Raw genomic sequence first — 17794 nt, 5'->3', positions numbered from 1 at the left:
TTCCCGCGTAAGGAACCTGACGGGGGGCACGCCTCACCAGCGCTTAGCGGCCCCCGCATTATCTGCAAACCCCGCAAGATGCAGAGAAAACCGGGCCCATCGCCGCGGTGCAGTCTTGCATCGAGGGCGAGGCCATGCAGCATTTGTCGGTCAGTGCGAGGATCATCGCGGCGCTGCTGCGCTGCATCATGTTGCTGGGTGCGAGCACCCTGCCGACCGCCGCCCTGCACGCCGGCAATGCCGAGAGCGCCGAGGATGGCGAGGCCGCCGAGGATGCGTCGGTCTTCACGCTCGAGGGCGAATATGTGCTCGACATCGTCGGGGTGGCGCAAGGCGAGCGCAGCGGCGTGCGCCATGTCGACCTGCTGACCCTCACCGGCACGCTCGATCTCGAGGCCGCCGCCGGGTGGCGCGGCGCGCAGCTGGTCGGCGAGGTGATCGCGGGCACCGGGCGCGAACCGAACCTGCTGGCGGGCACGCTCCAGGGCATCGACAATGCCGAGGTCGCGCATAATCGCGTCAAGCTCTACCAGTTCTACCTTGCCAAGGACTTCGCCGATGCCGGGGTGCGCCTGGCTGCGGGGTTCATCGATCTCAACGCCGAATTCTACAGCAACGAGGCCGCAGGGCTGCTGATCGCGCCTGCCTTCGGGATCGGCTCGGAGCTCGCGGCCACCGGCCCCAACGGCCCGGCGATCTTCCCCTCGACCGCACCCACCCTGATGGTGCACGTCGAGCCCACCGCCACCACCTATGCGAGCCTCGCGCTGGTCAATGCCGAGAGCGGCGTGCTGGGTGATGCGGGCGGGATCCCCGCGATGCTGCGCGAGGGCGCGCTGGTGATCGGCGAGGCCGGGGTGACGAGCTTCGGCAAGCTGGCGCTGGGGGCGTGGACCTACACCCGCCGCCAGGATGATCTGCGCCTCGTCGATGCCGCGGGCGATCCGCTGCGTCAGCGCGCGGCGGGCGCCTATCTGCTGGTCGAAGTGCCCATCGGCACGTCGAAGCAAGCCTCCGAGCCCGATACGCCGGCGGCGAGCCTGTTCCTTCGCGCAGGGATCTCCGATGGCGACACCACCCCCTATTGGGGCGGTTGGCAGGCCGGGGTGCTGGTCAATGGCGTCTTCACCGGGCGGCCCGACAGCCAATTCTCCGCGGGGGTTAACCAGGCCTTCCTGACAGGCAGGTTCCGCCGCAACGAGGCCGACGCGGGCATTGCCCGCGGCCCGAACGAAACCGGGTTCGAGATCACCTATGCCGACCGCGTCGCCCCGTGGCTGACGCTGCAGCTCGACAGCCAGTATGTCCGCAGCTCCGACCGCAGCCCGGGCGCGCGCGATGCGGTGATCTTCGCCCTGCGCTTCATCCTCACCGGCGCGGCAAGCCGGTGAGCGCGCCCTCGCCTCCATCCGGGAACCCGCCAGCATGACAATCAAGACCCGTGCCCTCATCCTTGCCGCCGTGCTGCTCGGCCTGACGCTGGTGCAGACCGCCGCCACCGCCTGGCGCGACTACAGCCGCATGCAGAGCGATGCCGAGGGCGAGCGGCTGGTGGGAATGCTGCGCAACCACATGGTCGGCGACATGATGCACGACGCGGTGCGCGGCGCGGTCTATGCGGCGCTCTACGGCGCGGCGAGCGGGAACCCCGCGCAGATCGCCGCCGCGCGCAAGGATCTGGCCGAGTATTCCGCCAATTACCGCACGATCATGGCCGAGAACCGCAAGGATGCCGATGCGGCCGAGCAGGAGAAGATGATCGCGCTGCTCGCCAAGACCGACGCCGATGTCGAGGCCTATCTCGGGATCGCGAAGAAGATGGTCGAGGCCGCCGCCGGGGATCGCGCGCGGGCCGAGGCGCTGTTTCCCGAGTTCAATGCCAAGTTCGACACGCTCGAGGAATCGATGGAGGCGATCGGCCTCGTGTTCGAGGATCTGCTCGCGCAGAAGAATGCTGCAGCGCAATCGAGCAGCTGGCTGCTGCTGGTGTTCTTCGCGCTGCTCTCGCTGGCGGTGCTGGCGGGGACGGTGTGGATGGTCCGCCGCGCGATCGTAGCCCGCCTGATCAGACTTGCCGAACGGCTCGGGACGCTGGCTGCGGGCGATTTTGCCGCCGCTATCCCCGAGGCCGATACCTCCGACGAGATCGGCGACATCGCCCGCGCCGCCGAGGTGTTCCGTGCCGCCGCCCTGTCGAAGCAGAAGGCCGACGCCCAGCAGCACCTGGTTGTGGGTGCCCTCGCCGACGGGCTGAAGGCGCTCGCCGCGCGCGATCTCACCTGCCGGATCGCCACGCCGTTCGCGGCCGAATACGAGGCGCTGCGCGAAAACTTCAACCGCACCGCGCAGGAATTGGCGGGCGTGATCCGCGAGGTGGTGAATGCGGCCGAGGGGGTAACCAGCGGCGCGGGCGAGATCCACGCGGCCTCCGACGACCTTGCCAAGCGCAACGAATTGCAGGCCGCCCGGGTCGAGCAGACCACCAGCGCGATGGGCGAGATCGCAAGCGGCGTCCAGGGCACCGCCGCCAGCGCCCGCGATGCCGAAAAGACCGTGGGCGAGGCGCAGAACGAGGTCGCGACCGGCGGCGCAGTGGTGCGCGACGCGATGGAAACGATGACCGCTATCGAGCAATCCTCGCACGAGGTCGCGCAGATCATCACCCTGATCGAGGGGATCGCCTTCCAGACCAACCTCCTCGCCTTGAACGCCGGGGTCGAGGCGGCGCGCGCGGGCGAATCCGGCAAGGGCTTTGCCGTGGTCGCCAACGAGGTGCGCGCCCTCGCCCAGCGCTCGGCCGAAGCGGCGAGCGACATCACCGCGCTGATCACCGCGAGCGCCGGCCATGTCGAGCGGGGGGTCGCGCTGGTCGGCCGCACGGGCGAGGCCTTCGACGCGATCCTCACCCATGTGGCGCGCACCAGCGAGCATATCGCCCGGATCGCCGAGGCCTCCTCGGTGCAGGCCGACAGCTTGCAGCAGGTCAGCAGCGCGGCGCGCGAGATGGACCGGATGACCCAGCAGAACGCCGCAATGGTCGAGGAGGCGACTGCGGCGGCGAGCGGGCTCACGCGGCAGGCGCAGGGTCTTGCGGCACTGGTGGCCGATTTCCGGCTCGAGGCGGGTGCGATGGGCGCAGCCGCGGCTTCTGCGGAAGACCGCTGGGCAGCCTAGGCGCGTGCCGTCTCCAGCGCCACGCGGCCTTCCTCCTCTCGCGCAAGCGCCCGCTGGTAGGCGGGGCGGGCGGTCAGGCGCTCGCGGTAAGCCTTGAGGCTTTCGGGGACGCCTTCGTCGAGTCCCACGCTTGCCGCGAGGATCAGCGCGTAGCCGACGCAGATGTCGGCGACGGTGAAGCGGTCGGCGCACAGGTATTCGCGGGTCTCGAGGCGCTGCTCCACCTTGATCAGGCGCTTGTGGAACCACTTGGCGTAGGCGTGCCCCGCCTCCTGCAGCCCCTTGTCTTTCTCGAACAGGCAGAAGCGCATGTAGACCGTCTGCGGGAAGGTGATCGTGGCGTCCGCGTGGTAGGTAAAGTCGAGGTATTCCCCATAGTCCCGCTCGCCCGGAGCCACCGCGAGATCGGTGGTACCGCCGCGCGTGGCGAGGTAGTGCGCGATCGCGCAGCTCTCGGTCAGCCGGGTCTCGCCATCGACCAGCATCGGCACGGTGCCGAGCGGGTTTACGGCCATGTATTCGGGCGCGAGGTAGCGCGGGGGGAACGGGAGAATCCGGAGGTCGATCTCGACCCCCGCTTCCTCGGCCGCCCAGGTAGCCCGCAGGCCGCGCGATCGCGCGCAGGTGTAGAGGACAGGTGTGGTCATATGCGCGGACTTAGTGCCCCTCGCCCGCGCCCACACCCAGCACTTTGTGCAGGACAAAGGCGATGATGGTGCCCAGCACCACCCCGACCACCGCTGAAAGCGCAGCATAGGTCGCCCAGCCCGCCACCCCGCCGAGCGCTCCCGCTGCGGCCGCGACGGCCCCCTCGGCCCCGTGGATCAGATCGTAAAGCCCGTGGAAGCCCACCTCATGCGTGCCGTGGACGATGATCCCGCCGCCCACCCACAGCATCGCGATGGTGCCGATCACCGAAAGGGCCACCAGCAGCTTGGGCACGAAGCGCAGCAGGAAATGGCCCAGGCCCTGCTTCCAGCTATCGGCCTGCTTGGTGAGGTAGAGGCCGACATCGTCGATCTTCACGATCACCGCCACCGCGCCATAGACCACCACCGTGACAATGACTGCCACCAGCGCGAGCGCAATGCCCCGCTCCCACCAGCTCGGCAGCTCGAGCGCGGCGAGCGTGATCGCCATGATCTCGGCGGAGAGGATGAGGTCGGTGCGGATCGCCCCGCCGACACGCTCAATCTCGAAGGCGACCGGGTCGACGATCTCGTCCTCCAGCGTCTTGCCGTGCTTGGCCCCGCCCAGTTTCTCCATGACCTTTTCCGCGCCCTCGTAGCACAGGAAGGCCCCGCCCAGCATCAGCAGGTAAATGATCGCTTGCGGCAGAAACTCGGACAGCAGGATCGCGCCGGGTAGCAGGATCAGCAGCTTGTTCTTCAAGCTGCCCTTGGTGATCTTCCAGATGATCGGCAATTCGCGCGCGGGGCTGAGGCCGGTGACGTAGCTGGGTGTGACGGCCGCGTCGTCGATGACAACGCCCGCGGTCTTGGAACCGGCCTTGCCAGCGGCCACGGCGATATCATCGATCGAGGCGGATGCGGCGCGCGCGATCACCGCCACGTCGTCAAGCAAGGCGACCAATCCTGATGGCACGGAAACTTCCCCCTTGTGCGAACCCTCGTTAAACTCGCCGAGTGCCCTGCCTGTTCCCTGCGCACAAGACTTGCAATTGCCCGCCAAAGCTGTAAGGGGCCGCGCTTCGCACGGGATGCGCCCTTGCGATTATCGAAGAAAGCCGGAGGGGCCCCGTCTTTGCCGACGGATCAGCCAGCGATCGGCAGGAAGTGAAAGGAACGCGAAGATGGCGCTCTACGAGCACGTCTTTCTTGCGCGTCAGGATCTGAGCCAGGCTCAGGTCGACGCGCTGGCGGCGCAAGCCACCGAAATCGTCGAGGCCGGTAACGGCAAGGTCACCAAGACCGAGACTTGGGGCCTCAAGTCGCTCGCCTACAAGATCGAGCGCAACCGCAAGGCGCACTTCGTGCTGCTCAACATCGATGCCCCCGGCAACGTCGTCGCCGAGCTCGAGCGCCAGACCCGCATCAACGAAGACATCATCCGCTACATGACCATCCGCGTGGAAGAGCACGAGGAAGGCCCCAGCGTGATGATGCGCAAGAACGAACGCGAGCGTAAGCGCCGCGAAACCCGTGAGGAGCGCGACTGATGGCCCGCCCGTTTTTCCGCCGCCGCAAGTCCTGCCCCTTCGCGGCCAAGGACGCCCCCAAGATCGATTACAAGGACGTGCGCCTGCTGCAGGGCTTCATGTCCGAGCGTGGCAAGATCGTGCCTTCGCGCATCACCGCCGTCTCGGCGAAGAAGCAGCGTGAACTGGCCCAGGCGATCAAGCGCGCGCGCCAGATCGGCCTGCTGCCGTTCATCGTGAAGTAAGAGGAGAAAGAGACATGGACATCATTCTCCTCGAGCGCATCGAAAAGCTCGGCTCGATCGGTGACGTCGTCACCGTGAAGGACGGCTATGCGCGCAACTTCCTGCTGCCGCAGAAGAAGGCCCTTCGCGCCAACGAAGCCAACCGCAAGGTCTTCGAGGCTAACCGCGAGCGTCTCGAAAAGGAAAACGCCGAGCGTCGCACCGTCGCCGAAGCCCAGGGCGAGAAGGTCGCGGGCGCGGAAGTGGTGCTGATCCGCGCCGCCTCGAACGCCGGCCAGCTCTATGGTTCGGTCAGCGTGCGCGACATCGTCGCCGGGCTTTCGGAACAGGGCCATAGCGTCGACAAGCGCATGGTCATCCTCGGCGCGCCGATCAAGACCATCGGCATGCATGACGTGACGATCGCTCTCCACCCCGAAGTGCGCGTCACGGTCAAGGCCAACGTTGCCCGCTCGGACGACGAAGCCAAGCTCCAGAGCGAAGGCGTCGACGTGCTGGCGGCGATGTTCGCCGACGAACAGCGCGAGATTGAGGAACAGGCCGAAGCGACCCGCATCGACACCAGCCTCGAGCCCGGCGAGATCCCGGCCGAGCTGCTCGAAGGCGGCGAGGACGCGTAAGACATTCGGTCCCAACCGGCCCCACACACAGCAAGGGCGCGAAGATCACCTCGATCTTCGCGCCCTTCTTGTAAACGGCGTCCGCAATCGCGAAGATGCTGCCACACAACGATAACAAGAAAGGAGCAGAGAAAACTGCCATGATCGACATTCCCGCTATCCTCAGCCAGCTTCAGCAGCACTATGACGACGCGGTGCGCACCTTGCGCGAGGACGTCATCGCCTTCGGGAAGAACGGCACTCTGCCGGCCCCCGCCAAGCGCGCCGACGGCTCTTATGCCTATCCGCAGATCACCTTGCGCTACGCCGGCGTGGGCGAGCCGAAGGATCGTAGCCGCGCTTTCGGACGGCTCGAGGCCCCGGGCACCTATTCGACCACCGTCACCCGCCCCGATCGCTTCGCGCAATACCTGACCGAGCAGCTTGCGCTGATCGCGGAGGAATACGAGGTCGAGGTCACCGTCAGCCGCTCGCGCCAGGAAATCCCTTTCCCCTATGTGCTCGACGGCGAGGCGGGCGCAGCGATGGTCGGCATCGCCCCGCGCGAGATCGCGGCGCACTTCCCCGCGACCGATCTCGCCCTGATCGGCGATGAACTGGCCGACGGGATCGAGGTCGACGGCGACCATGACATGCCGCTTTCGCTGTTCGATGGCCTGCGCACCGATTACTCGCTCGCGCGGCTGAAGCACTACACCGGGAGCGAGGTCAGCGACTTCCAGGACTTCGTGCTGTTCACCAATTATCACCGCTATGTCGATGAGTTCGTGAACTGGGGCGCGCAGGCGATCGGCACCGACGGCTATGTCGCGCTGACAGGCGCAGCCGGGCTCGATATCCGCCAGCCCACGCCCCACGCGCAGGATCAGCTCAACGACACCGCCTGGCGCAAGCACCAGATGCCCGCCTATCACCTGATCCGTGAGGACGGGAGCGGGATCACGCTGGTCAACATCGGCGTCGGCCCCTCCAATGCCAAGAACATCTGCGATCACCTCGCGGTGCTGCGTCCGCATGCGTGGATGATGATCGGCCACTGCGGGGGGCTGCGCTCGACCCAGAAGATCGGCGACTTCGTGCTCGCCCACGCCTACCTGCGCGACGATCACGTGCTCGACGCGGTGCTGCCGCCCGAAATCCCGATCCCGCCGATTGCCGAAGTCCAGCAGGCGATGGCGCTCGCGGCCGAGCAGGTCTCGGGCGTGCAGGGCGCCAACCTCAAGCAGCGCATGCGCACCGGGACGGTCGTCACCACCGACGATCGCAACTGGGAGCTGCGCTATTCCTCGTCAGCGACCCGCTTCTCGCAGAGCCGCGCGATCGCGATCGACATGGAGAGCGCGACCATCGCCACCCAAGGCTACCGCTTCCGGGTGCCCTACGGGACGCTGCTGTGCGTATCCGACAAGCCGCTCCACGGCGAGATCAAGCTGCCGGGGCAGGCAAACAAGTTCTACGAGGAAACGATCGCCGCGCACCTGCAGATCGGCATCGTCGCGGTCGCCCGCCTGCGCGACGAGGGTGACCGGCTGCACTCGCGCAAGCTGCGCGCGTTCAACGAACCGCCGTTCCGCTAGGCGGAACGGACGGGGGCAACGAACCGCCGTTCCGTTAAGGTGTGTAGGGCGGCGCCCCCCGCGCCGCCCTAACCTCGGCTCACAGGTCGTCCCTGTCGCCCGAGAGCTCGATTTCCTTGTCGTCGGCGGTCTCGGCGGCGATGTCGAGCATGCTCGACAGCTCGCTCGAGGTCGCGCTGTCGAGCACCTTGATGACGAAATAGAGTACGTCGCCGCGGATTTCCCAGCTGCCCATCTTCATTTGGCCCGAGTTGGCGAGCAGCTCGAGCGCAGCCTCGCCGCCGATCCCGTCCTTCTCGACGCGCCCGGCCGGCGAGAACACCTCGCGGATGGTCAGGCCCGACACCGTCTGGGTCGTGCCCGAGACGAACACCAGCTGGGTGCGCCCTTCCTTGGAATAGTTGAAGGTGAGCTTGTAATCGCCGTCATCGTCGACCTCGTACTTGAGGCCCTCGCGGTCGAGCCGCCTCTCAACGCTAGCATCCTCGGCAGCGGCCGGAGCCGCAGTGGCGGCGGCCACGCCCGCCAGGACCGACAGCGACAGGAGACGGCAAATGATCATGAAATTCCCTCCGTTGGTAACCCACAGCCGAGGCATAACCGATTCGCCCCCCGACTGGCTTGGATTAATTGGTCAGCCCTGGTGCGAATCGCGCGCAAGGTGACGCGCCTGTGCCGCTCGGCTAGGCTTGCGGGCCGACGCCCTCGACAGGAGAGCCACCCATGACTCATCCACCACTCTCACGCTCGATCGCGGGGCGCTGTGCGATCGTCACCGGCGCTGCTAGCGGTATTGGCCGGGCGAGTGCGCTGCTGTTCGCCGCCGAGGGCGCGCGTGTCGCCGTAGTCGACCGCGACGGCGAGGCTGCCGCGGCCGTGGCGGCGCAATGCGGCGGGGAGGCGCGCGCCTATGCGCTCGACGTCGCCGACGCCAAGGCGATTGCCGCCACCGTCGCGCGGATCGGTGCGGATTTCGGCGGGATCGACATCCTCGTGAACAACGCGGGCGTCTCGAGCTTCTGCGCGCTCGATGATCCCGTTTACGAGGAGGTGTGGGCCCGCGCGCTCGCCGTCATGCTCACCGCCCACCAGCGCATGGTGCGCGCCGCTTTGCCCTTCCTGCGGCAGAGCGATGCGGCGCGGATCGTCAACATCGCGTCGACCGAGGGCCTCGGCGCGACCCCGGGCGATACGCCCTATGTCGCGGCCAAGACCGGGGTGATCGGCCTGACGCGTGGCCTCGCCGTCGATCTCGGACCGGAGGGGATTACGGTCAACTGCATCTGCCCCGGCCCGATCCGCACCGCGATGACCGACGCCGTATCCGAGGAGCACAAGGTGATCTTCGCGAAACGCCGCACCGCATTGCGGCGCTACGGCGAACCGGAGGAGGTCGCACACATCACCCTGTCGCTGGTGCTGCCGGCGGCGAGCTACATCACCGGCGTCGCGATCCCGGTCGACGGGGGGCTGATGGCGCGGAACGCGTGAGACGCGCCCGAGGCCCCTAGCCCCGCCCCTTGGTCTTGGTCGTCCCACCCGCATTGGCGGCGATGAAGTCGATGATCTGGCCGGCGATGTCCTTGCCCGTCGCGCTCTCGATGCCTTCGAGGCCGGGGGAGGAATTGACCTCCATGATGACGGGGCCGTGGTTCGAGCGCAGCATATCGACGCCGCACACGTTCAGCCCCATCCGCTTGGCTGCGCGCACTGCGGTCGAGCGTTCCTCGGGGGTGATCTTGATCACCTGCGCGCTGCCGCCGCGGTGGAGGTTCGAGCGGAACTCGTCGGCAGCGCCCGTGCGCTTCATCGCCGCGACCACCTTGCCGCCCACCACCAGCGCGCGGATGTCGGTGCCGCCGGCCTCCTTGATGAACTCCTGCACGAGGATGTTGACGTTGGCGCCGCGGAACGCCTCGATCACCGACTTGGCGCTGCTCATCGTCTCGGCGAGCACCACGCCGATGCCCTGCGTCCCCTCGATCAGCTTGATCACGACAGGGGGCCCCTTGACCGCCCTGATGATCTCCTCGGCGGCCTTGGGGTCGTTGGCATAGGCGGTGAGCGGCAGGCCGAGCCCGTGCTTGGCGAGAATCTGCAAGGACCGCAGCTTGTCCCGGCTGCGGCCGATGGCTACGCTCTCGTTCAGCGACCAGATGCCGGTCATCTCGAACTGCCGCAGGATCGCGAGGCCGTAATTGGTGATCGAGGCGCCAATACGCGGGATCACCGCGTCATAGGCGGCGATCGGCGCGCCGTTGTAGAACACCTGCGGGCGGTGGCTGGCGATGTGCACCGTGCAGCGCAGCGTGTTGAGGATGTCGAGGCTGTGCCCCCGCGCCTCGGCGGCCTCCTTCAGCCTCCGGTGCGAATAGAGGTTGGCATTGCGCGCCAGCATCGCGATTTTCATGAAGACCCTTTCAAGACCGGCCCGGACCCTTGTTTGGCGCGCTTTTCCGAACCGCCGGGCAAAGACACCCGGCTGGAAAGCGCGCTACCGGCGGAGGCGCCCCATATGCGCTATCGCAGGTGATTGCAGCCAAGAATGACCACTATCCACCACCATCCGCCGCCGAAGCGCGGTGCGCCCGATCAGCATCGGGAACTGCATCTGGGACCTGTCCGCCAGGCTGATTTCCGCCCGGAAGGTGAGATTACCGATCGAGAGCGGCGTCTTTATGACAAAGCGGGTCTGCTGGTCGCCGTTCGAGGAGGTGATGCCGCGCAGGTCGACATGGATCGCCTCGCAGAAATGCCGCTCCCCGTCCCAGTCGACCGCGAAGCGCACGAAGCGTTCGCCATCGCGCAGGAAATCCTCGAGCACATGGGCATGGAGCGAGGAGGTGCGCGCGCCGGTGTCGATCTTGGCGGGGATGCCGGCGAGCCCCAGTTCGGGCAGGCACACCAGCTCGCGCCAGCCCACGACGAGAGGCGGCCTTGCTGCCATCAGGGCAGGATCGCCATCCCGTCCCCGCCCCCGCTGCCAGGCAGCCGCCGCAGCACCACGCCCGCGACATAGTCGACCTCGGCGACCGTATCGCTGGCGGTTTCGGCGACGTAGATGCGGGTGCCGTCGTCCGACCACAGGATCGTGACCTGAAACCGCGCCTGTGCCTCGGCGGGGCCGGAGACCGCGATGGTGCGGATCACCTTGGCGGTGGCGGTGTCGATGACGCTGAGACTGCCGTCCTGGAGATCGCTGGTCACCGCGACGTCCCCTTGCGGGCGCACCGCGATGCGCAAGGGGAAGCGGCCGGTGGCGATGGTCTCGCGCACCTCCATCGTCTGCGGGTCGAGCGCGAAGGCCTGATTGGAACCCCGCGCAGAGACCCACAGCGTGGTGCCGTCGGGCGAAAGCGCAATGCCCTCGGGCTCCTCGCCCACCATCACCGAAAGTGGGGCGCGGCGGGTGACAAGGTCGATCCGCGTCACCGTGCGCGAGCCGAGGTCGGTCGTCCACGCCGTGCGCGCATCGGGGCTGACCGCGAGCATGTGCGTGCCGATCTTGCCGGAGCCGAACTCGAACAGCGCGCGCGTTTCCGACAGGGGATCGGAGATGCGGAAGATCGACTGGCGGCCCTCGGCTGTCGCATAGATGTCGCCATTCGCGTGCCAGACGATCCCGTGCGGGCGCGCGTTTGTGCCGAGATCGATGCTGGCCACCCGCGCGAGCGTCGTGGCCGCGAAGATATCGACCGTGGTGCCGCCATAGCAGGCGAGCGCCACGTGCTGCCCGTCGGGCGAGGTCGCCAATTCGTGCGGGTTGGTGCAGCTCGGCAGTCGCAGCACCTCCGCGCCCGTCGCCAGATCGACCTTGGCGAGCGTGTTGCCGCGCTTGCCCGCGACGAACAGCGCGCCGTCCGGCGTTTCGGCGGCAGCAGGCATGCCGGCGGCGAGCGCCGCCAGCATCCCGGCCAGGATCAGTCCCCCGCGCCGCATCACCAGCCCGCCGTCTCGCCCTTGTTCTGCTGGTCGAGCCACTTCTTGAGCGGGGCGAAGTACTCGACCATCGCCTTGCCGCTCATCTGCCGCTCGCCGGTGAAGGCCTCGAGCGCGTCGGGCCAGGGCTTGGAGGACCCCAGTTGGAGCATCGCATCGAGCTTTGCGCCCACCTCCTTGTTGCCGTAGAACGAGCAGCGGTGGAGCGGGCCCTTCCACCCGGCGGTTTCGCAGGCGGACTTGTAGAACTGGAACTGGAGCAGCCGCGCGAGGAAGTAGCGGGTGTAGGAGACGTTGGCGGGGATGTGATACTTGGCCCCCGCATCGAACCCGGCCGGATCGCGCGGTACCGGCGGGACGATTCCCTGATAGTCGCGGCGCAGATCGTTCCAGCCGGTGTTGATCGCGCTCTCGGGGATCGAGCCGTCATACAGCCCCCAGCGATAGCGGTCGAGCAGCAGGCCGAAGGGCAGGAAGGCAACCTTGTCCATCGCCTGGCGCAGCAGCAGGCCGATGTCCTTGTCGGCGCTCGGCACCTGGGCAGGATCGAGCATGTCGATCTGCACCAGATATTCGGGCGTGATCGACAGCGCGATCATGTCGCCGATCGCCTCGTGGAAGCCGTCATTCGCGCCGTTGAGATGCAGCGGATCCTGCTGGTTGTAGGCGCGCTGGTAGTAGTTGTGGCCGAGCTCGTGGTGGATCGTCACGAAATCGTCGGCATTGGGCTTGATGCACATCTTGATGCGCAGATCGTCGACATTGTCGATGTTCCAGGCCGAGGCGTGGCACACCACCTCGCGGTCGGCGGGCTTCACGAACTGGCTGCGCTCCCAGAAGGTTTCGGGCAGCGGCGCGAAGCCGAGCGAGGAGAAGAACTGCTCCCCGACCTTGACCATGCCGACCGCGTCGAGGTTCTTCTTGGCGATCAGATCGGTGAGGTCATAGCCGATATCGCCCGCGCCTGCCGGGGCGACCAGCGGGTAGATATTGCCCCATTCCTGCGCCCACATGTTGCCGAGCAGATCGGCGCGGATCGGGCCGGTGCGCGGCTGGACGGCATCGCCGTATTTCTCGTTCAGCTTGCGGCGCACATAGGTGTGGAGCGCGATATAGAGCGGCTTCACTTCCTGCCACATCCGCTCGGTCTCGGCGGCGAACTGTTCGGGGGGCATGTCGTAGCCCGAACGCCACATCGCGCCGTAATCGGCAAAGCCCAGCTCCTTGGCGCCCTCGTTGGCGAGCGCGCTCATGCGGACATAGTCGCCGCGCATCGGGGCGCCGACATTGTCGTGCCAGCTTGCCCACATTTCCTTCAGTTCGTCCGGGGTGCGCTCAAGGTTGCCCATCTCGGCCTCGATGTCGCTGCCGTTGATCGGCTGGCCGTTCAGCGTCCCCTTGCCGCGCCCGTAGGCCGAGCCGAGGCGGGTGGCGATCGCATTGAGCTCCTCGGCCGCGCCGGGGCGGTTCGGGGCGGGAAGCGAAATGCCGTTCCGGAGAATGTCGAGCTTGCGCGCGGTCTCGGCATCGAGCCCGGCCACGCGGGCATAGCGCGCGGCCTCGTTGGCGTAGCCGACCTGCTTGACCGTCAGCTCGGCGCCGTAGCGCGCGGCGAGCGTGTCGCTGTCATGGTTGATGTAGGTGGCGTTGAGCCAGGAGACGTGGCCATATTCCTTCGAGAAGGCGGCGAGATCGGCCTCGACCATGGCAACCCAGGCCGCAGCACCCTCGGGCGTTTCGGGATAGGCGGCGGCGGGGGCTGCGGCCGGCGCGGCCTCCTGCGCGGCGAGCGGCGCGGCAAAGGCGATGGCGAGCGCGGCGGCGGCGCCCTTCAGCAGGGGAGCGGCAGATTTCATTGCGAGGGGTTCCCGTCAGTCATGTGACAATGGTGTCAGGTTTGAACGCGCTTGGCGGCGGAATCAAGCCGCGAGGAAGCCCGCAATCGCCGAGCCGAGTTCGGGCTTCGTCACGCTGCCCATGTGGGTGCCGGGCACCTCGACATAGCGTGCCTCCGGCAGCAGCGCGGCAAGGTCTTCGGCAGAGCCGTTGTCGCGGTCCTCGTCGCCGCAGATCACGGCGGTGGGCATGGTGATGTTGGCGAGGCTCGCGAGGTCGAAATCGTCCATCGCGCCAAGCAACAGCCGCGCGGCCGCCCGGTCGACCCCTTGCGACTTCAGGAACGTCCGCGCGGCATAGACGGGATCGCCGGGGCGGATGGTGTCGAATTCGTCGATCACCCGCTTGAAGAAATCCGCCCGCCGCGCCCAGCCCGCGAGCCCCGCGACCCCCATCCCGCAGATGGCGAGGCGGCGCGGTTCGAGCACCCCGTGGGCCACGGTGTGCACCGCGGTGCGCGCGCCGAGCGAGAAGCCGACCATGTCGAACCCCCCCGGCTCGAGCGCGAAATGCTCGGCGAGCGCGGCGACATCGCGCACCAGCACGCCTGTGGGGTACGCCGCCGCATCGCGCGGCGCGTCGCTCTCACCGTGAACCCGGAAATCGAGCATGATCGCCCGGAACCCCGCCGCCGCGAGCGCCTCGGCATGGCCCCACTTGATCCAGTTCATCTGCGCGCTGGAAAACAGCCCGTGGAGCACCACCACCGGGGGCCCCTCGCCAAGAGTGTGGACGGCGAGATGCGTGCCGTCGAAGCTGGCGAAGCGGGAGGTTTCCGGCGCGCTCACGCCAGCCCCACGAAGGCGACCCATTCCTCGGTGCTGCGCGGCTGTTCGTCCATCACCTTCGCGCCTTCGGGCAGGCCGATCCACGGCTGCTTGCTCTTCACCCACACGTGCCCGGCGGGGACGAAGGACGCGCTGTTGTCGAGCGTGCCGCAGCGCAGGCTCGCCATCCCCTCGCGCGAGTCGTTGGTGGCATAGATGCGCGCCTTGCATCTGGCGCAGCCGTGGATACGCGAGTGCGCCCCGCTCGGCTGGTCATATTCGCCGACATCGAGCTCGCCCGTGATGACGAGATCGGCGAGCGCGAACAGCATGTGCTCGGAAAAGGCGCTTCCGGTGCGGCTCTGGCAATCGGTGCAGTGGCAGGCATAGGCGTTGAGACGCAGGCCCTCACGCAGCGAGTAGCGCACCGCGCCGCACAGGCACCCGCCGGTGAGTTCGCCCTTCATCGCGGTTGCAGTCCCTTCTGCTCCATCCGCCACTTGGCCATGGCGATACGGTCCTGCCCGAAGAAGGGTTCGCCCTCAAACACCAGCGTCGGCACGCCCCAGTGGCCCGCCGCTTCAAGCGCGGCCTGGTTGGCTTCGATCTCCGCGTCGAGCGCCGCCGCATCATCGGCCGCCTCTGCCTCGAGCGCGGCGAAATCGAGGCCTGCCCGTGCGGCGGCCTCAGCGAGGTGATCGCCCTCGTGCCAGTCATCGACCGTGCCCGACCAGATCACCCGCGAGACCTCGTCGGCAAAGGCCAGCCCCCGCCCCGCCCGCTCGGCCGCCTGCCCCATCCGGCACAGGCGGTGGATATGCGGCTGCTCGGCCGCGATCTCGCGCGTCGCGAGGTTCTGCGCAACCGGATCGGGGCGCGGCCAGCGATAGGGGATACCGAGCATCTGCGCCGAGCGGGCGGCGTCGATGAAGATGTAACGCCCGACATTGGGATTGCCGGTGAACAGGATCGAGGGATCGCGGATCGCGATCGGCCACACGGTGCGCAGCGCAATGGCAAGGTCGTATTCCTCGGTCATTGCCCGGTAGCGCCCGACGGCAAGGTAGGAATAGGGCGAGCGGAAGCTGAAGAACAGGTCGGCCCGCAGCGTCATGCCGGCAGGCTCAACGGAAGAAGCACTGGGTTCCGGCATAGAGCATCTCCACTTTGTCGCCGTTGATAAAACCGCCGAGCCTGTCGCCGAGCGCGAATTCCTCGCCCAGCGTGCTGCCTTCGACCTTGGCGAAACCGGGTGCGGCCTCGACCTCGGCGCGCGGGGTGCCGAGCTGCACCTTTCCTGCCAGCGCGACGGTGCCACTCGGCGCGCGGTCGCCGTCCTGCGGCAGGTGCCAGTTCCAGCCAACCAGACGCCCCTCCTGGAAATGCGCGGTGAGCCCGCCCGCGTAATCGGTGAAGGTGATCGGCCCCGCGCCGCATTCGGGGTTCTCGCCGCTGCGCAGCGCCGTGCCCAGCGCGCTGGCGAGCGCAGCCTCGACCTCGGCCTTCCCGGCAGCGAAGAAGAAGCTCTCGGCCCCCGCCGTCAGCCCGTCGCCCCGCAGCGCGACGGCGTTGGCCGCAACCGGCGCTTCCTGCCCCTTGCCCTCGAGCTTTTCGGCCGGGCTCGGCACCCCGCCGCTGTCGCAACCCGCCAGAGCCAAGGCGCCCGCAAGCGCCAGCAGCGCCAGTTCCTTCTTCATTCCGCAATCCCTCTCCACCAGCCCGCGCGGCGCACGAGCGGCACCGTTAGCACGGCACCCAACCCGGCTAGCGCCATATCCTTCTGCGCGTCAAACATGTCGCCCTGTTCGCCGTTGTAGGCCCCGGCATCCTCGGGCGCCAGAGACAGGGTGAGCGACCACTCGAAAATCTCGTAAAGCCCGCCCACCGCCAAGACAAACATCAGCGCGAAGGCCAGCGCCATCCGCGCCGACAGTCCGCCATGGCGCGCGCCCAGTTCCACCATCGGCGGCATCGCCAGCACGCCAAACAGGAAATGCACCAGCCGATCGAAATTGTTGCGATCCGAGCCGAAGACCGCGCTGATCCCCTCGCCCAACCATGCCTCATAGGGGACAAAGCTGTAGGACCAGCGCGCCGCAAACAGATGCAGCAGCACAAATCCGGTCATGCAGGCGGCCGAGGCATTGCTGACCGTCCAGTGCCGCAGCAGCCGGTAGGCGAGCGGCAGCATCAGCGCCACCGGGCCGACCTGCAACCAGGTGTTGGTCGGGTAGATTGCCCCCCACGCGCTCAGCGGCACGGCTAGCGCCACCGCCGCAAGCATCCAGCGCTGCGCTGTCGCAAGCGGCAGCACGCTCGGTGTCTAACCCTTCTTGAGGTGGCGGCGGCCGAGCAGCTCGGCGATCTGCACCGCGTTGAGCGCGGCGCCCTTGCGCAGGTTGTCCGAGACCACCCACATGGTGAGCCCGTTCTCGACCGTCGGATCCTCGCGCACGCGGCTGACGAAGGTCGCGGCGTCTCCCACGCATTCGACGGGCGTGATGTAGCCGCCATCCTCGCGCTTATCGATCAGCATCACGCCGGGCGCCTCGCGCAGGATGTCCATCGCGGCTTCGGCGCTGAGTTCGTTCTCGAACTCGATGTTGACCGCCTCGGAGTGGCCCACGAACACCGGCACGCGCACGCAGGTCGCGCTCAGTTTGATCTTCGGGTCGAGGATCTTCTTGGTCTCGACCACCATCTTCCACTCTTCCTTGGTCGAACCATCGTCGAGGAAGACGTCGATATGCGGGATGACGTTGAAGGCGATCTGCTTGGTGAACTTCTGCGGCTCAACCGGATCGCCGACGAAGATCGCGCGGGATTGAGCGAAGAGCTCGTCCATGCCCGCCTTCCCGGCGCCCGAGGTCGACTGATAGGTGCTGACCACCACGCGCTTGATCGTCGCGGCATCATGCAACGGCTTCAGCGCCACCACCAGCTGCGCGGTCGAGCAGTTGGGGTTGGCGATGATGTTGCGCGCGGTGTAGCCGTCGATCGCGTCTGGGTTCACCTCGGGCACCACCAGCGGGACATCGGGGTCCATGCGGTAGAGCGAGGAATTGTCGATCACGATGCACCCGGCAGCCGCCGCCTTGGGGGCATATTCCTTGGCCGGGCCGCTTCCGGCCGCGAACAGCGCAATGTCCCATCCGGCCCAGTCGAAATGCTCGATGTTCCTGCACTTGAGCATCTTGCCGGTGTCACCGAATTCGACCTCGCTCCCGGTGGAGCGCGACGAGGCAACCGCGGCGACCTCGTCGCACGGAAACTCGCGCTCGGCCAAGACCTGCATCATCTCGCGCCCGACATTGCCGGTCGCACCGACCACTGCCACCCGGTAACCCACTTGGCGTTCTCCTATCACTTCGCAGCCGCGAGATAGCGACGGGTGCGCCAAGCGCAACCGCTATCGTCG

Annotated in this window: 20 protein-coding genes; 7 read left to right on the top strand and 13 right to left on the bottom strand. The window is 67.4% G+C overall.

Going from position 1 to position 17794, the window contains the following annotated elements; translation table 11 throughout:
* Positions 1 to 134 precede the first annotated feature (134 nt).
* Positions 135 to 1391 (top strand): carbohydrate porin, encoded by a 1257-nt coding sequence (locus tag AX692_RS08480; RefSeq protein WP_230959629.1) that lies wholly within the window; start codon positions 135 to 137, stop codon positions 1389 to 1391.
* A gap of 34 nt (positions 1392 to 1425) precedes the next feature.
* Positions 1426 to 3174 (top strand): methyl-accepting chemotaxis protein, encoded by a 1749-nt coding sequence (locus AX692_RS08475; RefSeq protein WP_073974629.1) that lies wholly within the window; start codon positions 1426 to 1428, stop codon positions 3172 to 3174.
* Here AX692_RS08475 and AX692_RS08470 read toward each other — a convergent pair.
* Positions 3171 to 3821, bottom strand: a complete 651-nt coding sequence (locus AX692_RS08470) for a glutathione S-transferase family protein (RefSeq protein WP_073974630.1) — start codon at positions 3819 to 3821, stop codon at positions 3171 to 3173. The two genes, AX692_RS08475 and AX692_RS08470, sit on opposite strands and share 4 nt — an antisense overlap.
* Positions 3822 to 3831: 10 nt before the next feature.
* Positions 3832 to 4779: a DUF808 domain-containing protein gene (locus AX692_RS08465; RefSeq protein WP_073974631.1), complete on the bottom strand. Its 948-nt coding sequence runs from the start codon at positions 4777 to 4779 to the stop codon at positions 3832 to 3834.
* Between the two features lie 208 nt (positions 4780 to 4987).
* On the opposite strand from AX692_RS08465, the gene rpsF reads away from it, so the two are divergent.
* The 4 genes from rpsF to AX692_RS08445 all read left to right on the top strand — a co-directional run bounded on the left by rpsF (position 4988) and on the right by AX692_RS08445 (position 7774).
* Positions 4988 to 5353 (top strand): 30S ribosomal protein S6, encoded by a 366-nt coding sequence (gene rpsF / locus AX692_RS08460; protein WP_073974632.1) that lies wholly within the window; start codon positions 4988 to 4990, stop codon positions 5351 to 5353.
* Complete coding sequence (gene rpsR, locus AX692_RS08455; protein ID WP_017665523.1) at positions 5353 to 5577, top strand: 30S ribosomal protein S18; 225 nt, start codon at positions 5353 to 5355, stop codon at positions 5575 to 5577. Before rpsF ends, rpsR begins: the two co-directional genes overlap by 1 nt.
* Before the next feature lie 14 nt (positions 5578 to 5591).
* Positions 5592 to 6197, top strand: coding sequence for a 50S ribosomal protein L9 (gene rplI, locus AX692_RS08450; RefSeq protein ID WP_073974633.1), 606 nt, complete (start codon positions 5592 to 5594; stop codon positions 6195 to 6197).
* Between the two features lie 95 nt (positions 6198 to 6292).
* Positions 6293 to 7774 (top strand): AMP nucleosidase, encoded by a 1482-nt coding sequence (locus AX692_RS08445; protein WP_081095215.1) that lies wholly within the window; start codon positions 6293 to 6295, stop codon positions 7772 to 7774.
* 79 nt (positions 7775 to 7853) lie between these two features.
* Here AX692_RS08445 and AX692_RS08440 read toward each other — a convergent pair whose 3' ends face one another.
* Positions 7854 to 8336, bottom strand: coding sequence for a hypothetical protein (locus tag AX692_RS08440; RefSeq protein WP_073974635.1), 483 nt, complete (start codon positions 8334 to 8336; stop codon positions 7854 to 7856).
* A gap of 161 nt (positions 8337 to 8497) precedes the next feature.
* On the opposite strand from AX692_RS08440, the gene AX692_RS08435 reads away from it, so the two are divergent.
* Complete coding sequence (locus AX692_RS08435; RefSeq protein WP_073974636.1) at positions 8498 to 9265, top strand: SDR family NAD(P)-dependent oxidoreductase; 768 nt, start codon at positions 8498 to 8500, stop codon at positions 9263 to 9265.
* Between the two features lie 16 nt (positions 9266 to 9281).
* On the opposite strand, the gene rimK is transcribed toward AX692_RS08435, so the two are convergent.
* From rimK to AX692_RS08385, 10 genes are all read right to left on the bottom strand, one after another.
* Complete coding sequence (rimK, locus tag AX692_RS08430; RefSeq protein ID WP_073977634.1) at positions 9282 to 10184, bottom strand: 30S ribosomal protein S6--L-glutamate ligase; 903 nt, start codon at positions 10182 to 10184, stop codon at positions 9282 to 9284.
* An 84-nt stretch (positions 10185 to 10268) separates the two neighbouring features.
* Entirely contained in the window at positions 10269 to 10721 is a 453-nt protein-coding gene (locus tag AX692_RS08425) for an ATP-dependent zinc protease (protein WP_073975226.1), read from the bottom strand.
* Complete coding sequence (locus AX692_RS08420; protein ID WP_155644811.1) at positions 10721 to 11713, bottom strand: YncE family protein; 993 nt, start codon at positions 11711 to 11713, stop codon at positions 10721 to 10723. The genes AX692_RS08425 and AX692_RS08420 overlap by 1 nt, the downstream gene beginning before the upstream one ends.
* Entirely contained in the window at positions 11713 to 13569 is a 1857-nt protein-coding gene (locus tag AX692_RS08415) for a M2 family metallopeptidase (protein ID WP_073975227.1), read from the bottom strand. The genes AX692_RS08420 and AX692_RS08415 overlap by 1 nt, the downstream gene beginning before the upstream one ends.
* A gap of 63 nt (positions 13570 to 13632) precedes the next feature.
* Positions 13633 to 14421, bottom strand: coding sequence for an alpha/beta fold hydrolase (locus tag AX692_RS08410; protein WP_073975229.1), 789 nt, complete (start codon positions 14419 to 14421; stop codon positions 13633 to 13635).
* On the bottom strand, positions 14394 to 14843 hold the full coding sequence (locus tag AX692_RS08405) for a GFA family protein (RefSeq protein ID WP_073975231.1): 450 nt from the start codon (positions 14841 to 14843) through the stop codon (positions 14394 to 14396). The genes AX692_RS08410 and AX692_RS08405 overlap by 28 nt, the downstream gene beginning before the upstream one ends.
* Positions 14840 to 15490, bottom strand: a complete 651-nt coding sequence (locus tag AX692_RS08400) for a 2-hydroxychromene-2-carboxylate isomerase (RefSeq protein WP_073975233.1) — start codon at positions 15488 to 15490, stop codon at positions 14840 to 14842. The genes AX692_RS08405 and AX692_RS08400 overlap by 4 nt, the downstream gene beginning before the upstream one ends.
* A 10-nt stretch (positions 15491 to 15500) precedes the next feature.
* Positions 15501 to 16073: a hypothetical protein gene (locus AX692_RS08395; RefSeq protein ID WP_073975234.1), complete on the bottom strand. Its 573-nt coding sequence runs from the start codon at positions 16071 to 16073 to the stop codon at positions 15501 to 15503.
* Complete coding sequence (locus AX692_RS08390; protein WP_155644808.1) at positions 16070 to 16690, bottom strand: DUF2238 domain-containing protein; 621 nt, start codon at positions 16688 to 16690, stop codon at positions 16070 to 16072. The genes AX692_RS08395 and AX692_RS08390 overlap by 4 nt, the downstream gene beginning before the upstream one ends.
* 9 nt (positions 16691 to 16699) lie before the next feature.
* The gene (locus AX692_RS08385; protein WP_073975238.1) at positions 16700 to 17725 is read right to left on the bottom strand and encodes an aspartate-semialdehyde dehydrogenase; all 1026 of its coding nucleotides are present in this window, start codon (positions 17723 to 17725) and stop codon (positions 16700 to 16702) included.
* Between the last annotated feature and the right edge of the window lie 69 nt (positions 17726 to 17794).

The organism is Erythrobacter donghaensis (assembly GCF_001557325.1).
GTDB classification, from domain to species: domain Bacteria; phylum Pseudomonadota; class Alphaproteobacteria; order Sphingomonadales; family Sphingomonadaceae; genus Erythrobacter; species Erythrobacter donghaensis_B.
This window is presented reverse-complemented; position numbering and strand designations above follow the sequence as displayed.

What these genes read in the sequence shown, in the direction of transcription:
- AX692_RS08480 (WP_230959629.1), top strand. Translation starts at nt 135, where the DNA reads ATGCAGCATTTGTCGGTCAGTGCGAGGATCATCGCGGCGCTGCTGCGC.
- AX692_RS08475 (WP_073974629.1), top strand. Translation starts at nt 1,426, where the DNA reads ATGACAATCAAGACCCGTGCCCTCATCCTTGCCGCCGTGCTGCTCGGC.
- AX692_RS08470 (WP_073974630.1), bottom strand. Translation starts at nt 3,821, where the DNA reads ATGACCACACCTGTCCTCTACACCTGCGCGCGATCGCGCGGCCTGCGG.
- rpsF (WP_073974632.1), top strand. Translation starts at nt 4,988, where the DNA reads ATGGCGCTCTACGAGCACGTCTTTCTTGCGCGTCAGGATCTGAGCCAG.
- rpsR (WP_017665523.1), top strand. Translation starts at nt 5,353, where the DNA reads ATGGCCCGCCCGTTTTTCCGCCGCCGCAAGTCCTGCCCCTTCGCGGCC.
- rplI (WP_073974633.1), top strand. Translation starts at nt 5,592, where the DNA reads ATGGACATCATTCTCCTCGAGCGCATCGAAAAGCTCGGCTCGATCGGT.
- AX692_RS08445 (WP_081095215.1), top strand. Translation starts at nt 6,293, where the DNA reads ATGCTGCCACACAACGATAACAAGAAAGGAGCAGAGAAAACTGCCATG.
- AX692_RS08440 (WP_073974635.1), bottom strand. Translation starts at nt 8,336, where the DNA reads ATGATCATTTGCCGTCTCCTGTCGCTGTCGGTCCTGGCGGGCGTGGCC.
- AX692_RS08435 (WP_073974636.1), top strand. Translation starts at nt 8,498, where the DNA reads ATGACTCATCCACCACTCTCACGCTCGATCGCGGGGCGCTGTGCGATC.
- rimK (WP_073977634.1), bottom strand. Translation starts at nt 10,184, where the DNA reads ATGAAAATCGCGATGCTGGCGCGCAATGCCAACCTCTATTCGCACCGG.
- AX692_RS08425 (WP_073975226.1), bottom strand. Translation starts at nt 10,721, where the DNA reads ATGGCAGCAAGGCCGCCTCTCGTCGTGGGCTGGCGCGAGCTGGTGTGC.
- AX692_RS08420 (WP_155644811.1), bottom strand. Translation starts at nt 11,713, where the DNA reads ATGCGGCGCGGGGGACTGATCCTGGCCGGGATGCTGGCGGCGCTCGCC.
- AX692_RS08415 (WP_073975227.1), bottom strand. Translation starts at nt 13,569, where the DNA reads ATGAAATCTGCCGCTCCCCTGCTGAAGGGCGCCGCCGCCGCGCTCGCC.
- AX692_RS08410 (WP_073975229.1), bottom strand. Translation starts at nt 14,421, where the DNA reads ATGGGTCGCCTTCGTGGGGCTGGCGTGAGCGCGCCGGAAACCTCCCGC.
- AX692_RS08405 (WP_073975231.1), bottom strand. Translation starts at nt 14,843, where the DNA reads ATGAAGGGCGAACTCACCGGCGGGTGCCTGTGCGGCGCGGTGCGCTAC.
- AX692_RS08400 (WP_073975233.1), bottom strand. Translation starts at nt 15,490, where the DNA reads ATGACGCTGCGGGCCGACCTGTTCTTCAGCTTCCGCTCGCCCTATTCC.
- AX692_RS08395 (WP_073975234.1), bottom strand. Translation starts at nt 16,073, where the DNA reads ATGAAGAAGGAACTGGCGCTGCTGGCGCTTGCGGGCGCCTTGGCTCTG.